The organism is Saccharopolyspora sp. 6V (genome assembly GCF_020176785.1).
Taxonomy (GTDB): domain Bacteria; phylum Actinomycetota; class Actinomycetes; order Mycobacteriales; family Pseudonocardiaceae; genus Saccharopolyspora_C; species Saccharopolyspora_C gregorii.
In genome coordinates this window covers 29,152-49,707 of sequence record NZ_JAIUKB010000072.1, presented here as the reverse complement: position 1 = coordinate 49,707, position 20,556 = coordinate 29,152, and the positions used below count along the sequence as shown (strand labels likewise).

16 protein-coding genes are annotated in these 20,556 nt (G+C 72.8%); 7 read left to right on the top strand and 9 right to left on the bottom strand.

The window, feature by feature from the left end:
• Nucleotides 1-46 precede the first annotated feature (46 nt).
• The 3 genes from moaC to LCD35_RS15425 all read right to left on the bottom strand — a co-directional run bounded on the left by moaC (nt 47) and on the right by LCD35_RS15425 (nt 2,560).
• Nucleotides 47-526, bottom strand: a complete 480-nt coding sequence (moaC, locus tag LCD35_RS15435) for a cyclic pyranopterin monophosphate synthase MoaC (protein WP_224959061.1) — start codon at nt 524-526, stop codon at nt 47-49.
• A 118-nt stretch (nt 527-644) separates the two neighbouring features.
• Nucleotides 645-2,099 (bottom strand): NAD-dependent malic enzyme, encoded by a 1,455-nt coding sequence (locus LCD35_RS15430; protein WP_225044375.1) that lies wholly within the window; start codon nt 2,097-2,099, stop codon nt 645-647.
• A 266-nt stretch (nt 2,100-2,365) separates the two neighbouring features.
• Nucleotides 2,366-2,560, bottom strand: coding sequence for a hypothetical protein (locus LCD35_RS15425; protein ID WP_224959059.1), 195 nt, complete (start codon nt 2,558-2,560; stop codon nt 2,366-2,368).
• Nucleotides 2,561-2,728: 168 nt separating this feature from the next.
• Between LCD35_RS15425 and LCD35_RS15420 the strand changes: the two genes are divergently transcribed.
• Nucleotides 2,729-4,984 (top strand): helicase-associated domain-containing protein, encoded by a 2,256-nt coding sequence (locus LCD35_RS15420; protein ID WP_225044374.1) that lies wholly within the window; start codon nt 2,729-2,731, stop codon nt 4,982-4,984.
• Nucleotides 4,985-5,226: 242 nt separating this feature from the next.
• On the opposite strand, the gene LCD35_RS15415 is transcribed toward LCD35_RS15420, so the two are convergent.
• From LCD35_RS15415 to LCD35_RS15400, 4 genes are read right to left on the bottom strand one after another with little or no spacing between them, the layout of a single operon-like run.
• Nucleotides 5,227-5,820, bottom strand: a complete 594-nt coding sequence (locus LCD35_RS15415) for an ATP/GTP-binding protein (protein ID WP_224966597.1) — start codon at nt 5,818-5,820, stop codon at nt 5,227-5,229.
• A gap of 13 nt (nt 5,821-5,833) precedes the next feature.
• Entirely contained in the window at nt 5,834-6,673 is an 840-nt protein-coding gene (locus LCD35_RS15410; RefSeq protein WP_224959056.1) for a DUF742 domain-containing protein, read from the bottom strand.
• Between the two features lie 46 nt (nt 6,674-6,719).
• Entirely contained in the window at nt 6,720-7,127 is a 408-nt protein-coding gene (locus tag LCD35_RS15405; RefSeq protein ID WP_184485825.1) for a roadblock/LC7 domain-containing protein, read from the bottom strand.
• 20 nt (nt 7,128-7,147) lie between these two features.
• A complete protein-coding gene (locus tag LCD35_RS15400; RefSeq protein WP_225044373.1) occupies nt 7,148-10,765 on the bottom strand; it encodes a nitrate- and nitrite sensing domain-containing protein in 3,618 nt (1,205 codons plus the stop codon).
• Between the two features lie 684 nt (nt 10,766-11,449).
• On the opposite strand from LCD35_RS15400, the gene LCD35_RS15395 reads away from it, so the two are divergent.
• From LCD35_RS15395 to LCD35_RS15385, 3 genes are read left to right on the top strand one after another with little or no spacing between them, the layout of a single operon-like run.
• Complete coding sequence (locus LCD35_RS15395) at nt 11,450-12,217, top strand: ABC transporter permease (RefSeq protein WP_224959052.1); 768 nt, start codon at nt 11,450-11,452, stop codon at nt 12,215-12,217.
• Entirely contained in the window at nt 12,214-13,053 is an 840-nt protein-coding gene (locus LCD35_RS15390) for an ABC transporter permease (RefSeq protein WP_224977762.1), read from the top strand. The genes LCD35_RS15395 and LCD35_RS15390 overlap by 4 nt, the downstream gene beginning before the upstream one ends.
• A gap of 12 nt (nt 13,054-13,065) precedes the next feature.
• Nucleotides 13,066-13,851 carry an ABC transporter ATP-binding protein gene (locus LCD35_RS15385; protein ID WP_255615004.1) on the top strand — a complete coding sequence of 262 codons (786 nt, stop codon included), beginning with the start codon at nt 13,066-13,068 and terminating at the stop codon, nt 13,849-13,851.
• A gap of 263 nt (nt 13,852-14,114) precedes the next feature.
• Here LCD35_RS15385 and mdlC read toward each other — a convergent pair whose 3' ends face one another.
• Entirely contained in the window at nt 14,115-15,710 is a 1,596-nt protein-coding gene (gene mdlC, locus LCD35_RS15380) for a benzoylformate decarboxylase (RefSeq protein ID WP_224966596.1), read from the bottom strand.
• A 264-nt stretch (nt 15,711-15,974) separates the two neighbouring features.
• On the opposite strand from mdlC, the gene LCD35_RS15375 reads away from it, so the two are divergent.
• The 3 genes from LCD35_RS15375 to LCD35_RS15365 all read left to right on the top strand — a co-directional run bounded on the left by LCD35_RS15375 (nt 15,975) and on the right by LCD35_RS15365 (nt 19,436).
• The gene (locus LCD35_RS15375) at nt 15,975-17,030 is read left to right on the top strand and encodes an ABC transporter substrate-binding protein (protein WP_225044372.1); all 1,056 of its coding nucleotides are present in this window, start codon (nt 15,975-15,977) and stop codon (nt 17,028-17,030) included.
• Between the two features lie 106 nt (nt 17,031-17,136).
• Nucleotides 17,137-18,138, top strand: a complete 1,002-nt coding sequence (locus tag LCD35_RS15370; RefSeq protein WP_225044371.1) for an ABC transporter substrate-binding protein — start codon at nt 17,137-17,139, stop codon at nt 18,136-18,138.
• Between the two features lie 125 nt (nt 18,139-18,263).
• The gene (locus LCD35_RS15365; RefSeq protein ID WP_224959045.1) at nt 18,264-19,436 is read left to right on the top strand and encodes a GDSL-type esterase/lipase family protein; all 1,173 of its coding nucleotides are present in this window, start codon (nt 18,264-18,266) and stop codon (nt 19,434-19,436) included.
• A gap of 26 nt (nt 19,437-19,462) precedes the next feature.
• Here the strand turns inward: LCD35_RS15365 and LCD35_RS15360 are convergent, their stop codons facing one another.
• On the bottom strand, nt 19,463-20,452 hold the full coding sequence (locus LCD35_RS15360; RefSeq protein WP_374108081.1) for a thiamine pyrophosphate-dependent enzyme: 990 nt from the start codon (nt 20,450-20,452) through the stop codon (nt 19,463-19,465).
• Nucleotides 20,453-20,556 lie beyond the last annotated feature (104 nt).

Genomic DNA, 20,556 nt, shown 5'->3' with positions numbered 1-20,556 from the left:
CGCGTCGCTGCGTCCAGCGTACGAGCAGCCGCCGGGCCGCGGCCGATCAGTCCTCGCGAACCCAGGTGCCCGTCTTGCCGCCCTCCTTGCGCTCGACGCGGACGGCGTCGAGCACGGCCGCCGGATCGACCGCCTTGATCATGTCGTGCAGGGCGAGCCCGGCGCCGGTGACGGCGGTGAGCGCCTCCATCTCGACGCCGGTGCGGTCGGTGGTGCGCACGGTCGCGGTGATCCGGACCTCCGCGTCACCGAGGTCGAGCTGCACCGCCACCCCGGACAGCGCGATGGGGTGGCACAGCGGGACGAGATCCGGGGTGCGCTTGGCGGCCATGATCCCGGCGATGCGCGCGGTGGCGAGCGCGTCGCCCTTGGGCAGCCCGTCGCGGCGGACCAGCGCGAGGACCTCCGGGGTGGTGCGCACGACGCCGGTGGCGACGGCGGTGCGGGCGGTGACCTGCTTCTCCGAGACGTCGACCATGCGGGCCGCGCCCGATTCGTCCACGTGCGTCAACTCGTCCTGCGCCATACCGCGAACTCTAGGCCCCGCGCCCGCACCGCGGACGCGCGAGCCTCCTCCCGGGCCGACGGCCCGCCCGGCCGCCGCGACCGGGCCGGACGGGCCGTTCACCCGAGGTGCGGGCGGATCAGAAGTCGAGGTCCTCGGCCATGGACCACGGCATGGAGGAGCCGCCCGCGGAGGGCTGCTCGGTGCGGCTCGCGATCGCGGCCTTGCGCACGGCTTCGGCCACGGCGGGCGCGACGTTGGTGTCGAAGACGCTCGGCACGATGAACGACGGGTTGACCCGCTCCTCGCCGTCCACCACGTCGGCGATGGCGTTGGAGGCGGCGATCATCATCTCGTCGGTGATCTCGTGCGCGTGCGCGTCGAGCAGCCCGCGGAAGAAACCGGGGAACGCGAGCACGTTGTTGATCTGGTTCGGGTAGTCGCTGCGCCCGGTGGCGACGACCTTGGCGTGCTGCTGGGCTTCCAGCGGGTCGATCTCCGGGTCCGGGTTGGCGAGCGCGAACACGATCGCGTCCTCGTTCATGGTGGCCACGTCGGCCGCGCTGAGCAGGTTCGGCGCCGAGACGCCGATGAACACGTCGGCCCCGTTCACCGCGTCGGACAGCGTGCCGGTGCGGCCCTCGGCGTTGGTGCCCGCGGCGATGGAGCGGAGGTTCTCGTCCTCGTCACCACGGCCGCCGTGCACGATCCCGTCGATGTCCACGGCGATGATGTCCGCGGGCGACTTGTGCTGCAGCAGCCGGATGATCGCGGAGCCCGCGGCACCGACGCCGCAGACGACGATCCGCACGTCCTCGATGTTCTTGCCGACGACCCGCAGCGCGTTGCGCAGCGCGCCGAGCACCACGATGGCGGTGCCGTGCTGGTCGTCGTGGAACACCGGGATGTTCAGCTTGTCCCGCAGCCGCGCCTCGATCTCGAAGCAGCGGGGCGCGGCGATGTCCTCCAGGTTGATGCCGCCGTAGACGGGCGCGATGAGCTCGACCGCGCGGATGATCTCCTCGGTGTCCTGGGTGTCCAGGCACACCGGCCAGGCGTTGACGCCGGCGAACTTCTTGAACAGCGCCGCCTTGCCCTCCATCACGGGCAGCGCGGCCTCCGGGCCGATGTTGCCGAGGCCGAGGACGGCGGAGCCGTCGGTGACCACGGCGACCGAGTTCCGCTTGATGGTGAGGCGGCGCGCGTCCTCCGGGTTCTCGGCGATCGCAGTGCACACCCGGGCCACGCCGGGCGTGTAGGCGCGGGAGAGGTCGTCGCGGTTGGCGAGCGCGACCCGCGAGCTCACCTCGATCTTCCCGCCGAGGTGCACCAGGAACGTCCGGTCGGAGATCTTGCGGACCTTCACCCCGGGCAGCTCGCCGAGCCGGTCGGTGATGTCGCTGGCGTGGTCGGCGGACAGCGCGTTGCAGGTGATGTCCACGACGATGCGGTCGGTGTGCGATTCGACGACGTCGAAGGCGGTGATGACGCCACCGGAACGCCCGACCGCGCTGGCGAGGTCCCCCGCGGCGCTGGCCGACGGCGGCGCCTCCACTCGAACCGTGATCGAGTAACCCGGACCTGGAACCGGCATGGCCACACCCCTGTCGCGCGTGAAGTTTCGCTTCGAGCGCCGGGCCTATGCACAGAACTCAGGTCTCCGGCAAGATCCGACACCCACCAAAGCCATTGAACTTCACCCGGCTGAGAAAAAGCCTAGAACTTTCTCCGATGTGATCGATATCCGGCACCGTTACCGACGAGTCGGTCTTGACAACCGGACCGGAACGCACGACGGCCCCGGGTCCGCTGGGGACACCGGGGCCGGGGCGGCGCGGCTGGGCCGCTACTCGCCGGAAGTCACTTGTTGATCTCCGTGACGGGGTGCTCGTACGGGAACGTGCCCTCGTCGTAGGGGAAGGTGACGTCGCCGAACGGGGACAGCGCGCCCTGCTTGTCGGCGACCAGCTCGCTGACCGGGTGCTCGCCGTCGCCGACGTGCGGCCACGTCGGGTCGATGCGGTCCTTCTTCGCGTTGCCACCGGCCACGGTCATCCTCCGGGAAAGTCGTCGTGGGCGTACGACCACCAGTTTGCCCGATCCGGCGCGGCGGGCGAACCCCGGCCCGGCGGATGCGGCGCGGATCATCGCCCGAGGTCGGGCCGTGCCGGTTCGACCACGATGCGGACGGGTGCGCAGGGCCGACTCGGTATCGTGGCGGAGATGGCTTCTCTCGCGGACTTCCTGCGCGCACGCGGCGACGAGGAACTCACGGATCTGCTGCGCACGCGGCCTGATCTGGCCACGCCCCCGCCCGCGGACATCTCCGTGCTGGCCACCCGCGCCGGGGTGCGTTCCTCGGTGGCCAGGGCCTGCGAGGACCTGGACGCGTTCGCGCTGTCCACCTTGGAGGCCCTGGTGCTGCTGGACGCGGACGCCGCACCGGTCCCGCTGGACGCGGTGGCCGAGCTGCTCGGCGCGGACGTCACCCCGCAGCGGGCCCGCCGGTCGGTGTCGGAGCTGCGCCGCCGCGCGCTGGCCTGGGGCGAGGACGACGAGCTCGCGGTGGTGCCGACCGCGCGGGAGGCGCTGCCGACGTTCCCCGCCGGGCTGGGCCGCCCCGCCGACGGGCTCACCGTCGAGGGCGCCCGCACCGCGCTCGCCGAGCTGGACGAACCGGAGCGGGAGCTGGTGGGCAAGCTCGCCGGGCCGAAGCCGATCGGGCGCACCAAGGACGCGGCGCGCGCGGCCACCGACGCCGACGCCACCCCGGTGCAGCGGCTGCTCGCGAAGGGCCTGCTGCTGCGCCGCGACGACGAGACGGTGGAACTGCCGCGGCAGCTGGCGTTCGCGATCCGCGGCGACCACCCGATGGGGCCGGTCGAACCGGAGGAACCGCTGCTGGACCTCGTCGAGCACGACCGGTCCGCAGTGGACTCCACGGCGGCCGGCGAGGTGCTGGAACTGCTGCGGCACCTGGAATCGCTGCTGCACCTGTGGAGCGAGGACCCGCCGGACGTGCTGCGCTCCGGCGGCATCGGGGTGCGGGACGTGCGCCGCGCGGCGAAGGCGCTGGAGGTCGACGAGGCGCGGGTGTCGCTGCTGGTGGAGCTCGCGGCGGCCGCGAACCTGATCACCGCCACCGAAGGCGCGGAACCCCGCTGGACGCTCACCTACGGCGCCGACACCTGGCTGGCGTCCGGCCCGGAGCAGCGGTGGGCCCCGCTGGCGAAGGCCTGGCTGGACCTGCCCCGGCTGCCCGGGCTGATCGGGGCGCGCGACGAGAAGGACCGGCTGCTCGGTCCGCTGTCCGAGGAGCTGCGCCGCCCGACCGCACCGCGCGACCGGCTGCGCGTGCTGGGCGTGCTCGACGAGCTCCCCGGCGGGCACGGGGTGCGCAGCGCGGAGGACGTGGCCGCGGTGCTCGCCTGGCGAGCTCCCCGCCGCGGCGGGCGGATGCGGGACGACCTGGTGCGCTGGACGCTGCGGGAGGCGACCGCGCTGGGCGTCGTCGCGCTCGGCGCGCTGTCCGGTGCGGGCCGCGCGGTCCTGTTCGACGGGCCGGGCGCGGCCGCGCAGGTGCTCACCTCGGCGCTGCCGGAACCGCTGGACCACGTGCTGGTGCAGGCCGACCTGACCGTGGTGGCGCCGGGCCGCCTGGAACCGGACCTGGCCGCGGACCTGAAGCTCGTGGCCGACGTCGAATCGGCGGGCAGCGCCACCGTGTACCGGGTCGGCGAGAGCAGCGTGCGCCGCGCGCTGGACGCGGGCCGCACCGCCGACGAGCTGCACGCCCTGTTCCGGGACCGCTCCCGCACCCCGATCCCGCAGGGCCTCACCTACCTGATCGACGACGTGGCGCGCCGGCACGGCAGGCTCCGCGCCGGCACCGCCTCGGCCTTCCTGCGCTGCGACGATCCGGTGCTGCTGGCCGAAGTCCTGGCCAGCCCGGGAGTCGGCGAGCTGGAGCTGCGCCGCATCGCACCGACGGTGCTGGTGAGCCCGCTGCCGCTGGTGGAGGTGCTGGACGGCCTGCGCGCCGCCGGTTTCGCGCCCGCCGCCGAAGGGCCCGACGGGCAGATCCTGGACCTGCGCTCCGACGGTCTCCGGGTCCGCGGCCGGGTCCGCACCGCGCAGCAACCGGCGCTGCCCGCGCCGCCCGGGGAGGAGCAGCTGGCGGAGATCGTCGCGCAGCTGCGGTCCGGGGACCGGGCCGGCTCGGTGCGCCGCGGCAGCGCGATGCGCCCGGAACGCGGCAGGCCCAGCGCGGAGGCCACCCTGCAGCTGCTGCGCGACGCGGCGGCGCGGCAGCGCAGCGTGTGGCTCGGCTTCGTGAACTCGAACGGCGTCGCCAGCCAGGTCGTGGTGCTCCCGGTCAGCGTCGGCGGCGGGGTCCTGCAAGGGGTGGACCGCGGCAGCGGCGAGCCGGGCCGGTTCCCGCTGCACCGCATCACGTCGGTGGCGGTGGTCGAGGACTGAGCCGCGGGCCGAGCGCGATCACACGTCGGGGCGAGGCGGGAATGCGCGGTCGACGGCTCCGGTGAGCGGCGGGGCGGTGCGGCGCGGGTCCCCGCGGCCGGGAACGGCCGCCCGCGCGCTGCTACCGCGGAGAACCGGCGCGCTCGGCGCCGGACCGGCGAGCGCGCCCGCGCACGGCGCGCCGCTCGGTTCGTCCTCCTGGAGCGCGGCCTCCCTCCCCAGAGGGCCGCTGCTCCGGGACGTCAGCCCTTGGCTTGGGACTGGGACGCGGGCATCGCGAGGCGCTGGCGCATCGCGTGCTCGACCAGGGTGATCAACGCCTGCTTGGTGGACTGCCGGTTGCGGGCGTCGCAGGAGATCATCGGCACCGACTTGTCGATCGTCAGCGCCTCCCGCACGTCCTCCATGTTGTGGTGCAACATGCCGTCGAACGTGTTCACCGCGACGACGTACGGCAGCTGCCGGTCGTCGAAGAAGTCGATCGACGCGAACGCGTCCGCCAGGCGGCGGGTGTCCACCAGCACGATGGCACCGATCGCGCCCTTCACCAGGTCGTCCCACATGAACCAGAACCGGTGCTGCCCGGGGGTGCCGAACAGGTACAGGATCAGGTCGGAGTCGAGCGACACCCGGCCGAAGTCCATCGCCACCGTGGTGGTGACCTTCCCGGGCGTCGAGCTGAGGTCGTCGACCCCCACGCTCGCCTCGGTCATCACCGCTTCGGTGGTCAGCGGCATGATCTCGGAGACCGAACCGACGAAGGTCGTCTTGCCGACGCCGAAGCCGCCGGCGACGACGATCTTGGTCGAGGTCTTGCCGCTGCTTTGATTGTTCATGATCGCCCGGGGATCAGAGCTTCCGGAGGCCACTGAGCACCCTCTCCAAGAATTCCATCGACGGTCCGTCTCCCACGACCATGCCGTTCTCGTGAATGAGGACCAGGCCTAGTCCGGCCATGTCACCGATCAACACCCGCACCACGCCGAGAGGCAGCCGCAGATGGGCGGCGACCTCGGCGACCGACCGGGCCTCCACGCAGAGCCCGCAGATCGAGCGGTGCTCAGGCGTCGCCGGGTTGCTTTGCCCCCGGCCGCGCTCGCTGGTGGAGACCAGCGTCTCGATGGCAAGATCATAATCGGTGCGCGTGCGGCCCCTCGTGCGGGCATAGGGTCGCACCAGCGAGCCCGTTTCCTGCATCTCCCCGTGGTCCACCGGACCACCGGGAATGGCCGGCATCGAACCGGAGATCGACGGCAGCGAGCCCGACACCGGCGGCATGGACTGCGACAGGGACGGCATCGAACCGGACGGCGGCCCGCCGTCGTAGCGGCCCTGGCCGCGGGTGCCCGCCTGCGAGTCCCAACCGGAACGGTCCCGGCCCTGGCCGGCGCCCGGCCGGCTGTGCCCGTACGGGACGTCCAGCGGTGAACCCTGGTCCGGGTTCGGCACCGAGCCGGACGACACCGACGGCATCGAGGAGGACGACATGCCGGAACCGAACAGGTCGGCACCGGGCCCGCCGAACAGCGCACGGCTGTAGTCGGACCCGCTCGACGAGCCCGGCCACGAGTCCGGTTGGCCACCGCGCGGGTCGTCGAGGAAGTCGTCCTGCCAGGAATCGGCGCCGCCGTGCCGGTTGTACGACCGGAACGGGTCGCCGTCCCAGTTCGAGTCGGGACCCGACGTCATGGCGAACCCCCCTCACACGTCGCCGAACCACACGGCACGGCGAGCGTCATCGCCGGACCATGCCCTGCAGCTGCGCGCGGAGCTCCGGCGTCAGCTGCTTGCCGACCCGCTCCACGAGCAGGGTCATCTCGTAGGCCACCAGGCCGATGTCGGCGTTCGGAGCCGCCAGCACCGCGAGGCAGGAGCCGTCGCTGATGGACATCAGGAACAGGTAGCCCTGCTCCATCTCCACCACGGTCTGCGTGACGTCGCCCGCCTCGAAGCAGCGGGCGGCGCCCTGCGTGAGGCTGACCAGGCCGGAGGCGACCGCGGACAGCTGCTCGGCGCGATCCCGCGGCAGGCCCTGCGAACCTGCCAGCAGCAGGCCGTCCGCGGAGACCACGACGGAGTGCGCGACGCCGGGAACCCGGCGCACGAAATCGGTGATCAGCCAACTGAAGCTGTTCTGGCTCATGGGTTGCTGGACGGACCCGGTCACTCCTGCTCCTCGGGACGGCTCGGGGTCGAGCGGGGCGGTTCGGTCGAGACTGGTTCTGCCTTTGCGTGCCTACCACGCCGGACGCCGCTCTGGAAGTTCGACATCCGTCCGCGGACGGCGTCGGCCGAGCGCGGCGCGGCCGGTTTCACGGGTGCTGGAGACTGCGAACGAGGTGCGGCAGAGCCCGGCACCAGGTTCGACTTGGGAACCCGCTTGGGCAGCCCGGCGGCAGTGGTCTCCTGGGTTTGGCGGGTTTGCGCCACCAGTGCTTCGGCGGCCTGCCAGCCCACATCCGCCGAACCCCAGCCCGGGTCGTGCGGCCCGGCCAGGATGTGCCCGCCGGTGTCCGCGCGGCTCTCGCCGCCGGCACCGGACGAGCCGGTCGTGTCGAGCGGGTCCGAACCGGACAGCGGCTCGGCCTGCTTCTCCTCCGCTTCCCGGCGGGCCTTGCGACGGCCGGTGGCCGGCGCCGGTTCCTCCGGGGACTCGGGGGCTTCGGGAGCTTCCGCGGCGGTCTCGGCGTCGAGCGGCATCGAACCGGCGCTGGGGGCGGTGGCCTCCGGGGTCGGTTCGTCGCTGCCCTCCCGGAACCACTGCGACAGCACCGCCTCGTAGATCGGCAGCCGCTCCGTCGGAGCGTCGTCGCCTTCGCGGCGGGCCTGGTGCGCGTAGCCCAGCGGCGGCGGGGTCGTCCCGGCACCGTTGGTGCCCGCGGCCTGCTCCGGTTCCGCCGGGGCGCCTGCGCCCCAGTCGAAGTCGTCCGGGGGAAGGCTGATCTGCTGGGTCTTCTCCGCCTCGTACGGGCTGTGGAAGAGGTCCTGCGGTCCGCTCTCGGCCCGGCCCGACGTCGTCGTCACGTCCTCACCGAGCTGCGGCGCGTCCAGGCCGGGCGGGACGCCGCACTGGCCGTCGAAGTCCGGGTCGCGGGTCTCCTCGTTCGGCCAGACCTCGGAGGTCTGCTCGGCCGGGCGGGGAGCCTGCGGCTCGGCCGGACGGGGAGCCTGCGGCTCGGCGTCGCGGATGGCGGCCTGCTCGGCGGTGTGCCAGCGCGGCACGTCGGTCACGCCGAACGAGTCGCCGGTGGCGACGCGGAACGAGTAGTCGCCGGGCGCCGATTCCTCGGCGGCCTGCTGCTCCTCGTCGGCGTCCTGCCATTCGACGTCCTGCTGCTCGACCTCCGGCTCGCGGGTCGCGGCCGGTTCGGGCCGCTCCGGTTCCTCGGCCGGGGCCGCGAAGTCGAGGTCCGGCACCGGGTCGTCGTCCTCGGTGATCCACACCGGGGAGACGTGCGTCTTCTCGATCCCGCCGTGCCCGTTGCCGCTGACCGGCACCTGCGAGGTGCGGGACTGCTCGGCGGGCTGCTCCAGCTCCGCCGGGTCCACCGGGGACAGCTGCGAGGAGGAGTCCGCGGCGCGCCCGTTCGCGGCGGCACCGCCGAACGCGGCGGCCAGGCCCAGGTTCGTGCCGGTGTCGGCCGAGTCCCGGTCGTCCGCGGCGACCCGCTGCACGTCGGGCATCGGCCGCGGGCCGTCCGGGGTCAGCTGCACCACGAACTCGCCGGAGACGCGGACGCTGGCGGTCACGCCGCCTTCCAGGTCGCCGTTGTTGCGCAGGTCCACCCGGATGTCGTGGCGGCGGGCCAGCTGCCCGACCACGTACAGGCCCATCCGGCGGGACACCGCGACGTCGATCTCCGGCGGCCGGGTGAGGCGCTCGTTGATCTCGCCGAGCTCGGCGGCGTCGATGCCGACACCGCGGTCCCGGATCTCCAGCACCAGTTCCTGCCTGCGGTAGGCGGTGCGGACGGTGACCTCGGTGTCCGGGTTGGAGAACACCGTGGCGTTCTCCAGCAGCTCCGCCACCAGGTGCACGAAGTCGTTGACCACGCGGCCCTGGATGGCCAGGTCCGGGGAGTCGGCGACCGAGACGCGGGTGTACTGCTCCACCTCGGACACCGCGGCGCCCACGACCTCGGTCAGCGGGACCGGGCGCATCATCCGGCGCGTCAGGTCGGTGCCGCCGAGGATCAGGAGGTTCTCGTTGTTCCGGCGCATGCGGGTCGCCAGGTGGTCCAGCTCGAACAGGCTGGAGAGCTGGTCCGGGTCCTGCTCGTCCTGCTCCAGCCGGTCGATCAGGGACAGCTGCCGCTGCACCAGGGTCTGGCTCCGGCGGGCCAGGTTCACGAACAGGTCGTTGACGTTGTTCCGCAGCAGCGCCTGCTCGGACGCCAGCCGCAGCGCCTGCGAGTGGACCGCGTCGAACGAGCGGGCGACCTTGCCGATCTCCTCCCGGCTGTAGACCGGGATCGGCTCGATCTGCGCGAGGCCGCCGCCGCCCGAACCGGACTCGTTCAGGATCGCCCGGACCGCCTCCGGCAGCCCGCGGTCGGCCACGTCCAGCGCCGAGCGGCGCAGGGTCCGCAGCGAGCCCAGCAGGGACCGGGCCACGACCAGGGCGACCGCCAGGGCCACGACCAGGGCGAGCAGGGTCGCCACGCTGATCGCGATGGTGCGCTGCTGGGCGCCCGCCGCAGCGTCGTCGGCCGCGGCGTCGAGGCTGTCGTGCAGCTTGCCGCCGACCTGGTCGATCAGGTCGACGCTGGTGTTCGCGACCTTGTCCCACTCCTGCGCGTCCAGCGAGTTCAGCGGCTGGCCGCCGCTGTCGAAGGCGAGCGCGCTCTGCGACATGCTGTTCGCGCGGTCGACGTCGGCGCCGGTGACGCTGTCCTGGTAGAGCTGCCGCTGGGCCTCGGTGGCGACCGCGTTGAAGTCGCTGACCGCGGTCTCGATCCGCGCTTCGGCGGCCAGCAGCTCCCGGTTCTGGTCGGTGCGGAACTGGCCGGCCCGGATCGCGTCGTTGAGCAGCGCGGCGCGGAGCGAGGCCGCTTCCTGCGCGTCGGCGATCGCGTTCGTGGCCAGCGTCAGCCGCAGCAGGTTGGAGTCGGAGATGTTGCTGACGCCCTGCTGGCCGAGGTCGAGCAACGAGTCGATGCTCTGGCTGTAGGTGCGCAGCACGCCTTCCGGCGGGTACTGGGTGTTGTCCACAGAGTCGCGCAGGCTGGCGAGCCGGCTGTTCAGGTTGTCGGCGGCGATCCGGTACTCGGAGGCGATCGAATCGTCGTAGCCACCGATCAGGCCCCGGAACTCGTCCAGCTCGGCGTCGACCTTGGTGCGGACGTCCGCCAGCGGTGCCGCGTCCCCGGACCGGCCGCCGGCGACGTAGGAGACCGAGAGGTCCCGCTCGCGCTGCAGCTCGTGGGTCAGGTCGTCGGCCGCCCGCTGCAGGTTCACCTGCTGGTGGGTCTGGTCGAGCCGACGGGCCTCGCTCACCCCGTCGTAGATGTGCAGGCCGCCGAACACGATCGCGCTGAGCAGCGGGATCAGCAGGACGGCCAACAGCTTGGTGCGCAGTCGCCAGTTGCTCAGCCGCCAGTCGCCAGGACCGCTGTCCTGACCGCTCCGCAGCTGGGCGGAACCCATGCTCAGCGAAGCGCTTTGACTTTCGGTGCCGAGCGACTGACCTTCGGTGCCGAGCGCCTCGCCCATGTGGTGGATACCGGCGTCCGCCTGCTCCGTGCGGCTCAGGCGCTCGCGACCTGTGTCTCCTCGGGCCACTCCAGGCTTCCTCTTCCGACAGCAGCGGAGGCTCGCACCGCTCACGAAAAATCTACACTTGCACCGTGCTCCGGACCGAACCCGCAGTTCAGCGGGCCGATTCTGGACGCTGGGCGCTGCCTGGCACCCGTTGTGACGGTACCGGGACGCCTCGCGTTCCAGCGCAGCACAGGGTACTTGCGACGACCGTCGACGGGGAAGTGGGTAAGGACACGGAAGGTAACGGAACCGGGTGCCACTTTCACTCGAAAGAGGAGCGGCGGCACTGTTGATTTTGCCCGTCACTCACCGTGTCCGTCGGGCGCGCCGAAAATCCGAAACGCCCGACCTACCACCCGTTCGGGCTATCACCTAGGCTCACGACCGGCTTCGCGGCTCCGCGAGTCCTGGTCGACGACGACCACGTCGAGCAACCGTCCGACAAGTACTGGGAGCACCTTAGAGCCGCGCTCGGCACCACCGTCGCCTGGGTGATCATCATCGTTCCCACCAGCGACGACGGTGGCGGTGTGGACCGTTCGCAGCACGCGGTTCGGCCACCTGCCGACCGGCTCCCCGGCACGTACCGCTCCCGGCCACCGCACGCCGCCCACGCGAGGAGAAGCAGTCAGGATGCGCACCGCCGCCGACCGCGACACCGGCCCCCGCCAGGATCCCGGCGCACCACCGGAGAGGAGCTGACCGGTGGCCCGACTCGCTCGCGGCCTGGCCGGACTGGCCGGCCTGCTGGTGCTGTGGGAGCTGTGCTGCGCATTCGGCCTGCTCGACGCCCGGTTCGTGCCGCCGCCCTCCGTCGTGGGTCCGCGCATCGCGGAACTGCTCGGCGGTGACGCCGACTTCGTCCTCGACACCATCGCGACCGTCCTGACCTTCCTCATCGCGCTCGCGCTGGCCGCGGTCATCGCGATCCCGCTGGGCCTGCTGCTCGGCAGCGTGCGGCCCGCCCGGGTCGCCGGGCTGACGGTGGTCGAGTTCCTGCGCCCGCTGCCCGCGGTGGCGCTGCTGCCGCTGTTCATGCTGCTGCTCGGCGCCGGACCGGAAACCAAGATCACGCTGGCCACGTACGCCGCGCTGTGGCCGATCCTGTTCAACACCATGTACGCGCTGGACGAGATGGACCCGCTCTACACCGACCTCGCGCGGTCCTTCGGGTTCGGCCGGGTCCGCACCATGTTCACCGTCGCGCTGCCGCACGCCGCGCCGTTCATCGCCACCGGCATCCGCATCTCCGCGTCGATCGCGCTGGTCGTGGTGGTCGTCGTCGAGCTCATCGCGGGCGGGGCGCGCGGCGTCGGCACCTTCATCCTCGAAGCCAGCAGCGGCGGCGGGCGGATGGACCTGGTGCTGGCCGGGACCGTGATCGTCGGCGCCATCGGGTATCTGATCAACTCCGGGCTGCAGCAGCTGCAGCGCAGGCTGTTCGGCTGGACCGCGAGCCGGGAGGAACTGTGACGGCACAACGGACCGCCCCCACCGCCGCGCCGGTCGCCGGCGTGCGGAACTTCCTGGGCAAGTGGGGCCTGCTGCTGGTCCTGCTGGTGCTGTGGGAGCTCGCCACCCGCGCCGCGGGCAACGTGTACTTCCTGCCGCCGACCGAGATCGTGGCGCACGCCTGGCAGATCTGGCTGACCGGCCCCGCCTCCCGGCTGTGGCTCACCGACGCGGTGTTCCGCGACGTGCTGCCCAGCCTGGGCAGGCTGTTCGGCGGCTGGCTGATCTCCGGGGCGATCGGCGTCGTCCTCGGCATCGCGCTCGGCCGCTCCCGCAAGGCCGCGGAGTACGTCGGGCCGCTGCTGGACTTCTTCCGCTCGCTGCCCACCCCGGCCCTGGTGCCGCTGTTCCTGGTGCTGTTCAACCTGGGCACGCCGATGCAGCTGGCCACGATCGTCTTCGGCACGGTGTTCACCGTCGTGCTCAACACCGCCGACGGCGCGGCCTCGGTCGACTCCGTCAAGGAGCAGACCGCGCTGGCGTTCCGGATCAGCCGGTGGGACTGGTGGACCCGGATCGTGCTGCCCGCCGCCGCGCCGAAGATCTTCGCCGGGCTGCGGGTCAGCCTCTCGCAGGCGCTGATCCTGATGGTCGTCTCCGAGATGGTGGGCGCCAGCAGCGGGCTCGGCTTCCAGCTGGTCTACGCCCAGCAGCAGTTCGAGTTCCCCGACCTGTGGGCGGGGATCGTGCTGCTGGCGCTGCTGGGATACCTGCTCAACACCGGCCTGCTCGCGGTGCAGCGGCGCGCGCTGAGCTGGCAGCAACGCTCCGACCAGCCCGCCCAAGCGAAAGGATGACCCGTGAGCACGATGCTGGAAGTGACCGGGCTCGGGCACACCTACCCCGGCAAGCAGCGGCACGTCGCCATCGAGGAGCTGGGCTTCACCGTCCGCACCGGTGAGCTGGCCTGCATCGTCGGCCCGTCCGGCTGCGGCAAGTCGACGCTGCTGCGGCTGATCGGCGGGCTGCAGCGCCCCACCTCGGGGCGGGTCGAGCTGCACGGCACCGAGATCGACGGGGTCCCGGACGATCTCGCCGTGGTGTTCCAGGACTACGGCCGCTCCCTGTTCCCATGGCTGACCGTCCGGGGCAACGTGGAGTTCCCGCTGCGCACCCGGTCGGTGAACCGGCGCGAGCGGGCCGAGGAGGCGCTGGCCCAGGTCGGGCTGGCCGACGCGGCGAAGAAGTACCCGTGGCAGCTCTCCGGCGGCATGCAGCAGCGCGTCGCGATCGCCCGCGCGCTGGCCACCCGCCCCGCGCTGCTGCTGATGGACGAGCCGTTCGCCTCCGTCGACGCGCAGACCCGGTTCGAGCTGGAGGACCTGCTGCTGTCGGTGCGCGAGCAGCACGGCAGCACGATCCTGCTGGTCACGCACGACATCGACGAGAGCATCTACCTGGGCGACCGGGTGCTGGTGCTGTCCAAGTCGCCCGCGACGGTGGTGGCGGAGCTGGACGTGCCGCTGGGGTCCCGACGGGACCAGATCGGCACCCGCGCCTCGGCGGAGTTCGTGCGGCTGCGCAGCCAGGTGGCCCGGTTGCTGCACTCCCCGGGCGCCCAGGAGACCGCGGAGATCGCCGCCCACGAGGGTTGACTCCCCGCGCGCTTTCTGGTCCACACCTGATTGCGGAACGTGGTCGAACCACACTCGAACGAGGGACTTTCAGGCACCATTCCATGCCCGTTCCCGCATTGGCCGAATGCGTGGAACCAGAATTACCCAGCAGTGCCGGTCACTCTCCGAATACGGCGCCGCGAGGGGTTCGGGAAAAGTCTGGGGAAAATCCCCGACTTTCCCGTTCCGCCTCGCGCCGACCAATATCCACGGGGGTTTTCCCTCGAATCAAGCGGGAACGATCAATACAGTTTCCGCGCGCTCGCCGCGACCGGCACGTGCAGCACCGTCGGACCCTGCTCCGCCATCGCCGCGGGCAGCTCGCGCTCCAGCTCGTCGAGGTCGGCGACCCGGCGCGCCGCGCAGCCCAGGCCGCGGGCGACGGCGACGAAGTCGATGCCGCCGAGCTCCACGCCGGGCAGCTTCCCGCCGTTCTCCGTCTCGCCGAGCACCCGCACCGCCGCGTACTCCTCGTTGTCCAGCACCAGCAGCGTCAGCGAGGCGTGCTCCTTCGCCGCGGTCCACAGCGCCTGGATGCCGTACATGCTGGCGCCGTCGCCGATGACGCCCAGCACCGGCCGGGACGGGGCGCCCAGCGCCGAGCCCACCAGCGCGGAGATCCCGTAACCCAGCGCACCGCTGGCGCCCGCGTGGAAGTCCTGGTCCGGCGAGTCGAACGGCAGGTGCCGCTGGATCGTCTGCTTGTGCGTGGGGGCTTCCGTGACCACCACCGCGTTCTCCGGCAGCAGCTCGCGCACCAGGCTGATCACGTGGTCGGCGGCGGGCGGGGTGCTCAGCGGCGGCAGCTCCGGGCGGGACCAACCCCGCGCGACCGGCCGGTCCGAGCGCTCCACCTCCGGCAGCAGCTGCCGCAGCGCCTGGGCCAGGCCCGCGTGCACGCCCCGCAGGTGCCGGGCGCGCGCCAGGATCTCCGGGTCGTCGCTGATCACGAAGCCGCGCGGGTGCGGGTGCTCCGGTTCGCCGCGGTAGACGTGGTAGGTGAACGCGGGCGCCCCGAACACGGTGACCAGGTCGTGGTCCCGCAGCGCCGCGGCCACCGCGGGCTCGGCGGGCTGGAGGAACCCGGCGAACTGCGGGTGGGTCTCCGGGAACGAGGAGCGGGACACCATCGGCGAGATCCACACCGCGGCCCCGGTCCGCTCGGCCAGCTCCACCAGCTCGGCGACCGCTCCCGCCTCGACCACGGCGGGACCGACGACGAAGGCGGGGCGCTCGCAGTCGCGCAGCGCGGCCGCCAGCTCGGCGATGACGGCCGGGTCGGCGGCGGGCGGGGAGATCGGCTGCGGCGCCTCCACCGGCTCGCCCGGCTCGTCCCAGTCGTCGGCGGGCACCGACAGGAACACCGGGCCGCGGGGAGCCTGCATCGCCATCTGGTACGCCCGGACCAGCGCCAACGGCACGTCAGCGGCCCGGGCCGGTTCCAGCGACCACTTCACGTACGGCTTGGGGAACTGCGCGGCGTCGGTGGCGCCGAGGAACGGGTCGTGCGGCAGCAACCTGCGGGTCTGCTGGCCGGCGAGCACGATCATCGGGGTGCGGTTGCGGTAGGCGCCGAACACCGCGCCGAGCGCGTGGCCGAGCCCGCCCGCCGAGTGCAGGTTCACCAGCACCGCGTTGCCGGTCTGCTGGGCGTAGCCGTCGGCCATCGAGGTCACGACGGACTCCTGCAGGCCCAGCACGTAGTGGAAGTCGTCCGGCCACCGGTCCAGGAACGGGACCTCGGTCGTGCCCGGGTTGCCGAACACGGTCGTCAGCCCGAGCTCGCGCATCAGGCCTCGCGTGACGTCGCGCACGGTGGGCATGTCTGCTGCCTCCATCACCATTCTCCTCAGCCGGGCCGGACATTCACGTATTTCCCTCAAATACGAGAAAAGCCGTCATCGAGCGGCACGGTACTACGCCGAGACCCGATGCAATTACGTTTGGTCACCAGGCACTAGATCACCTTGACACGCTCGGGTAAGTGCGATTCCAATCCTATTGCAGCCTGTTATGCAGGCCTGACGTGGGCTTCCGGCGCCACCCCGCTCGGCTAGCTTCGTTCACCGTTCCACATCGCTCGCCCGAGGAGGCACCCCCGCATGCCGAGCAGACCGACCGGATCCGCACCACGTGGAACCCGGCGGCGCGTCGTTCGCGCGCTGCTGTCCATCGCCACGATCGGCGTCTCGACGTTCGCCCTGAGCGGCTGCGGTCTGCTCAGCGGGTCCGACGGGGCGAGCGACGGCGGCAACGGCACCCTGGAGAAGACCACCGTCGTGGTGGGCTCGCTGCCCGCGCTGTCCCAGGCCCCCGTCGCGGTGGCGCAGGCGAAGGGCTACTTCGCCGAGGAGGGCCTGACCGTCAAGGTGCAGCCGGTGTCCGACGGCCCGGCCGCGCTGACCTCGCTGATCTCCGGGCAGAACGACGTGAGCCTCGGCAGCTACACGGCTCCGATCAAGGCCCAGGCCACCGGCGCCGCCGACCTGAAGATCATCAGCGAGATGATGATCTCGGTGCCGAACACGATGAACATCATGGTGCTGCCCGGCTCCAAGATCAAGAAGCCGGAGGACCTCGCCGGCGCCAAGATCGCCTACAGCGCGCCGGGCGCCATCACCGACATCGGCACCAAGGCCGCGCTGCAGGACCGGGGCATCAACGTCTCCGACGACCAGTTCGTGCGCTTCGGCTTCCCGGAGATGCTGCCTGCGCTGCAGAACGGCCAGATCGACGCCGCGGTGATGACCGAACCGTTCATCACCCAGGCCGCCAAGAACGCGGGCGCCGTGTCCATCATGGACGCCTTCTCGGGCGGGACCGCCGACTTCCCGGTGGCCGGTGCCATGACCACCGCGAAGTTCGCCGAGGAGAACCCGAACACGCTGCAGGCCTTCCAGCGGGCCGTGCACAAGGCGCAGGTCACCGGCCAGAACCGGGCCGAGGTCACGCCGCTGCTGCCGCAGTTCGCGAAGATCAGCCCGGAGCTCGCGCCGATCGTGGAACTCGGCAAGATCCCCACCTCGATGGACGCCGCCCGGCTGCAGCGCGTGGCGGACCTGATGCAGCGCTTCGGCCAGATCGACAAGCACATCGATGTGGCGCAGATGCTGGTCCAGCCGCCGCCGTCCGAGGAAAATCCGACCGGTGGCGCGTGATCGCGCGCCGCTAGTCAGCTGAAGCCGGATCGCCGGCGGCCGGGGCGGGCCGCCGGCGAATCGCTGTCCGGCCCCGGTTCCCCCGCCCCGGCGAGGAGGCCCGGCCATGTCCGCTGCTCGACCACTCGGACGGTCGACGACCCGGCGCGGACTGCTCGCCGCCGCGGGATCGGCCGCGCTGCTCGCCACCGGCGGCTGCGGACTGCTCGGCGGCAGCCGGGTCAGCGGCGCCAACGACAAGGTCGAGCAGGCCACCATCCGGGTCGGGACGCTGCCCACCACCGAGTACGCGCCGCTGGCGCTGGCCGTGCGGCGCGGCTACTTCCAGCACGAGGGCCTCGAGGTCCAGATCATCCCGGCCACCGACGGCAGCGCCGCGCTGAGCAGCCTCATCGGCGGCGACTACGACGTCGCGCTGAGCAGCTACGTCCCGCTGCTGGCCGCGCACGCCCGCGGCGCCGCCGACCTGCGGATCGTCGCCGACTCCGGGGCCGCCGCACCGGGCACGGCGGTCGTCGTGGTCCCGGCGGACTCCCCGGTGCGCGATCCCGCCGAACTGGCCGGGAAGGTCATCGGCGTCAGCGCCATCGGCACCGTCTCCGAACTGCTGGTGAAGGCCGGGCTGAGCACCCGCGGTGTCGCCGGTCGGGACGTGCGGCTCGTCCCGATGTCCTTCCCGAACATGCCCGCGGCGCTGGCGCAGGGCCGGTTGGACGCGGCGCTGCTCACCGAACCGTTCATCACCGTCGCCACCCGCGAGGGCAGCGCCCGCACCCTGTTCGACGCCGCGGTCGGCCCCGCCGAACGGCTGCCGCTGAGCGGGTACGGGGCGACCTCCCGGTTCGTGCGGGACAACCCGCGCACGCTCGCCGCGTTCCAGCGCGGCCTCACCCGCGCCACGCTGGAATCCCGGGACCGGCGGGTGGTGGAGCCGCTGCTGCCGGAGATCGCCCGGATCTCGCCGGAGGTCGCCGCCGAGACGAAGCTGGTCGACTTCCACACCGTGCCGGACGGGGCGCAGGTGCAGCGGGTCGCCGACCTGATGCACCGCTTCGGGTTCCTGGACCGGCCGCTGGACGCCGGGACCATGATCGCCGCGCACCCCTGACCGCCGACCGGTCCGAGGCGCCGGCGCGCCGGAAAAGGCGTGGCACCGCGCTGCGCGGAACTGGAAGATGGACGCGGGGCGGGCCCGGCGCGCCGAAGCGATCCACAGGCAGGCGACCACACCCGATGAACACCGGCTGGACCACCACCCCGCTCACCGCCGAACTGCTGCGCGGCGCCCTCGAGCTGGAACCGACCGAGCGCGGGCTGCGGCCGCACCGGCTGCCCCGCTGGGCCCGCGAGCAGTACACCGACCCGCAGCTGTCCATGGTCGAAGCGGAGACCGCGGGCGTGCGGCTGGTCTTCCGCACCGCCGCCACCGCGATCGAGCTGGAGACCACGCCCACCAAGCGCGGCATGGCGGGCGCCCCGCCCCGCCCGGACGGCTGCTACGACCTGCTCGTCGACGGCGAACTGCTCGCCCGCACCACCGTGCCGGAGGGCGACCGGATGATCCTCGACCCGGCGACCGGCACCGCCGACGTGCAGCCCGGGCCCAGCGGCACCGCCCGCTTCACCGGGCTGCCCGCCGGGGACAAGGACGTCGAGATCTGGTTGCCGCACAACGAGATGACCGAGCTCGTCGCCCTGCGCACCGACGCCCCCGTCGCGCCCGCCGCCGACCGCGGCCGACCGGTGTGGCTGCACCACGGCAGTTCGCTGAGCCACGGGTCCAACGCCACCGAACCCACCTCGACCTGGCCGGTGCGCGCCGCGCTGCTCGGCGGCGTCGAGCTGATCAACCTGGGGTTCGGCGGCAGCGCGCTGCTCGACCCGTTCACCGCGCGCACCATGCGCGACACCCCGGCGGACCTGCTCAGCGTGAAGTTCGGCATCAACCTGGTGGGCGGGGACCTGATGCGGCTGCGCGCGTTCACCCCCGCGGTGCACGGGTTCCTCGACACGATCCGGGAGGGGCACCCGGACGCGCCGCTGCTGGTGATCTCGCCGCTGCACTGCCCCATCCACGAGGACACGCCGGGGCCGGGCGCGGTGGATCTCAGCACCGGGGTGCTGAGGTTCCGGGCCACCGGGGATCCGGCGGAGCGGGCGCAGGGGAAGCTGACGCTGCGGGTGGTGCGGGACGAGCTGGCGCGGATCGTGCGGCAGCGCTCGGCATCGGACCCGAACCTGCGGTACCTCGACGGGGAGGAGCTCTACGGTCCCGCGGACTACGCGGAGCTGCCGCTGCCGGACGAGCTGCACCCGGACACCGCCGCGCACCTGCGCATCGGGGACCGCTTCGCGCAGCGGGCCGCGGCTCCCGGCGGCTTCTTCACCGCTCGCGCCGCGGGCTGACCACCCCGGCGGCCCGGCCGACGACCTCAGTAGAGGTGGCGCTGCTCGGCGGCCACGTGGACGTGGAGCAGGCGCGGGCCGTCCTCGGTGCGGGCCAGCGCCGCGTCCAGCTCCTGCGGGGTGCGGATGGTCTCGGCCGGGCAGCCGAGGCTGCGGGCCAGCGCCGCGAAGTCGGTGCCGCCCAGCTCCACCCCGGGCAGCTTGCGCCCGCCACCGGCCGCGCCGAGCACGGCGACCGCCGCGTAGCGGGCGTTGTCCAGGACCACGAAGGTGACCGGCGCCTGCTCTCGCACCGCCGACCACACCGCCTGGATGCCGTACATGCTGGACCCGTCACCGAGCAGCGCCAGCACGGGCCGGGACGGGTCGGCGATCGCGGCCCCCACCGCGGCGCCGATCGCGTAGCCCAGCGAACCGGAGGCGCAGGCGAAGAAGCCGCCGTCGCGGGAGGTGATCGGGAAGTGCTCGTGCAGGTCGTTGCGGTGGCTCGGCGCCTCCTCCACCACCACCGCGTCCGCCGGCCAGGCGGCGCGCAGCCGGGACAGCACGTACGCCGGGGGTAGCGGGGTCGCGGGCTCCGGCCGCGCGGGCCGGGCGCACGGCTCCGGTTCGGGCCGCCACTGCCCGGCCCCGGCGAGTTCGGCGACGCGGCGCACCGCGTGCGCGACGGAACCCAGCACTCCCCGGCCGCGGCGGGCGCGGGCGAGCACGTCGGGGTCGTCGTGCACCAGGAACATCTCGGGCAGCTCGTCGACGGCCTCGCCCCGGTACACGTGGTAGGTGAACGCGGGAGCGCCCCACACCACCACCAGGTCGTGGGCGGCGAGCTCGGCGGCCAGCAGCCGTCGTTCCGGTTGCAGGAAACCGGCGAACCGCGGGTGGTCCTCCGGGAACGAGCAGCGCGCCGACAGCGGGGCCACCCACACCGCGGCCCTGGTGCGTTCGGCGAGCTCCACCAGTTCCGGCACGGCCCCTTCGTGGTCGACGGCCGGGCCGACGACGAACGCCGGGCGCACGCAGCCGTCGAGGGCCGCGGCGAGTTCGGCGGGGGGCCCCCCGGGCGGGGGGGGGGGGGGGGGGGGGGGGCGGGGGCGGGCGGGGGGGGGGGGCGGGGCCGCCG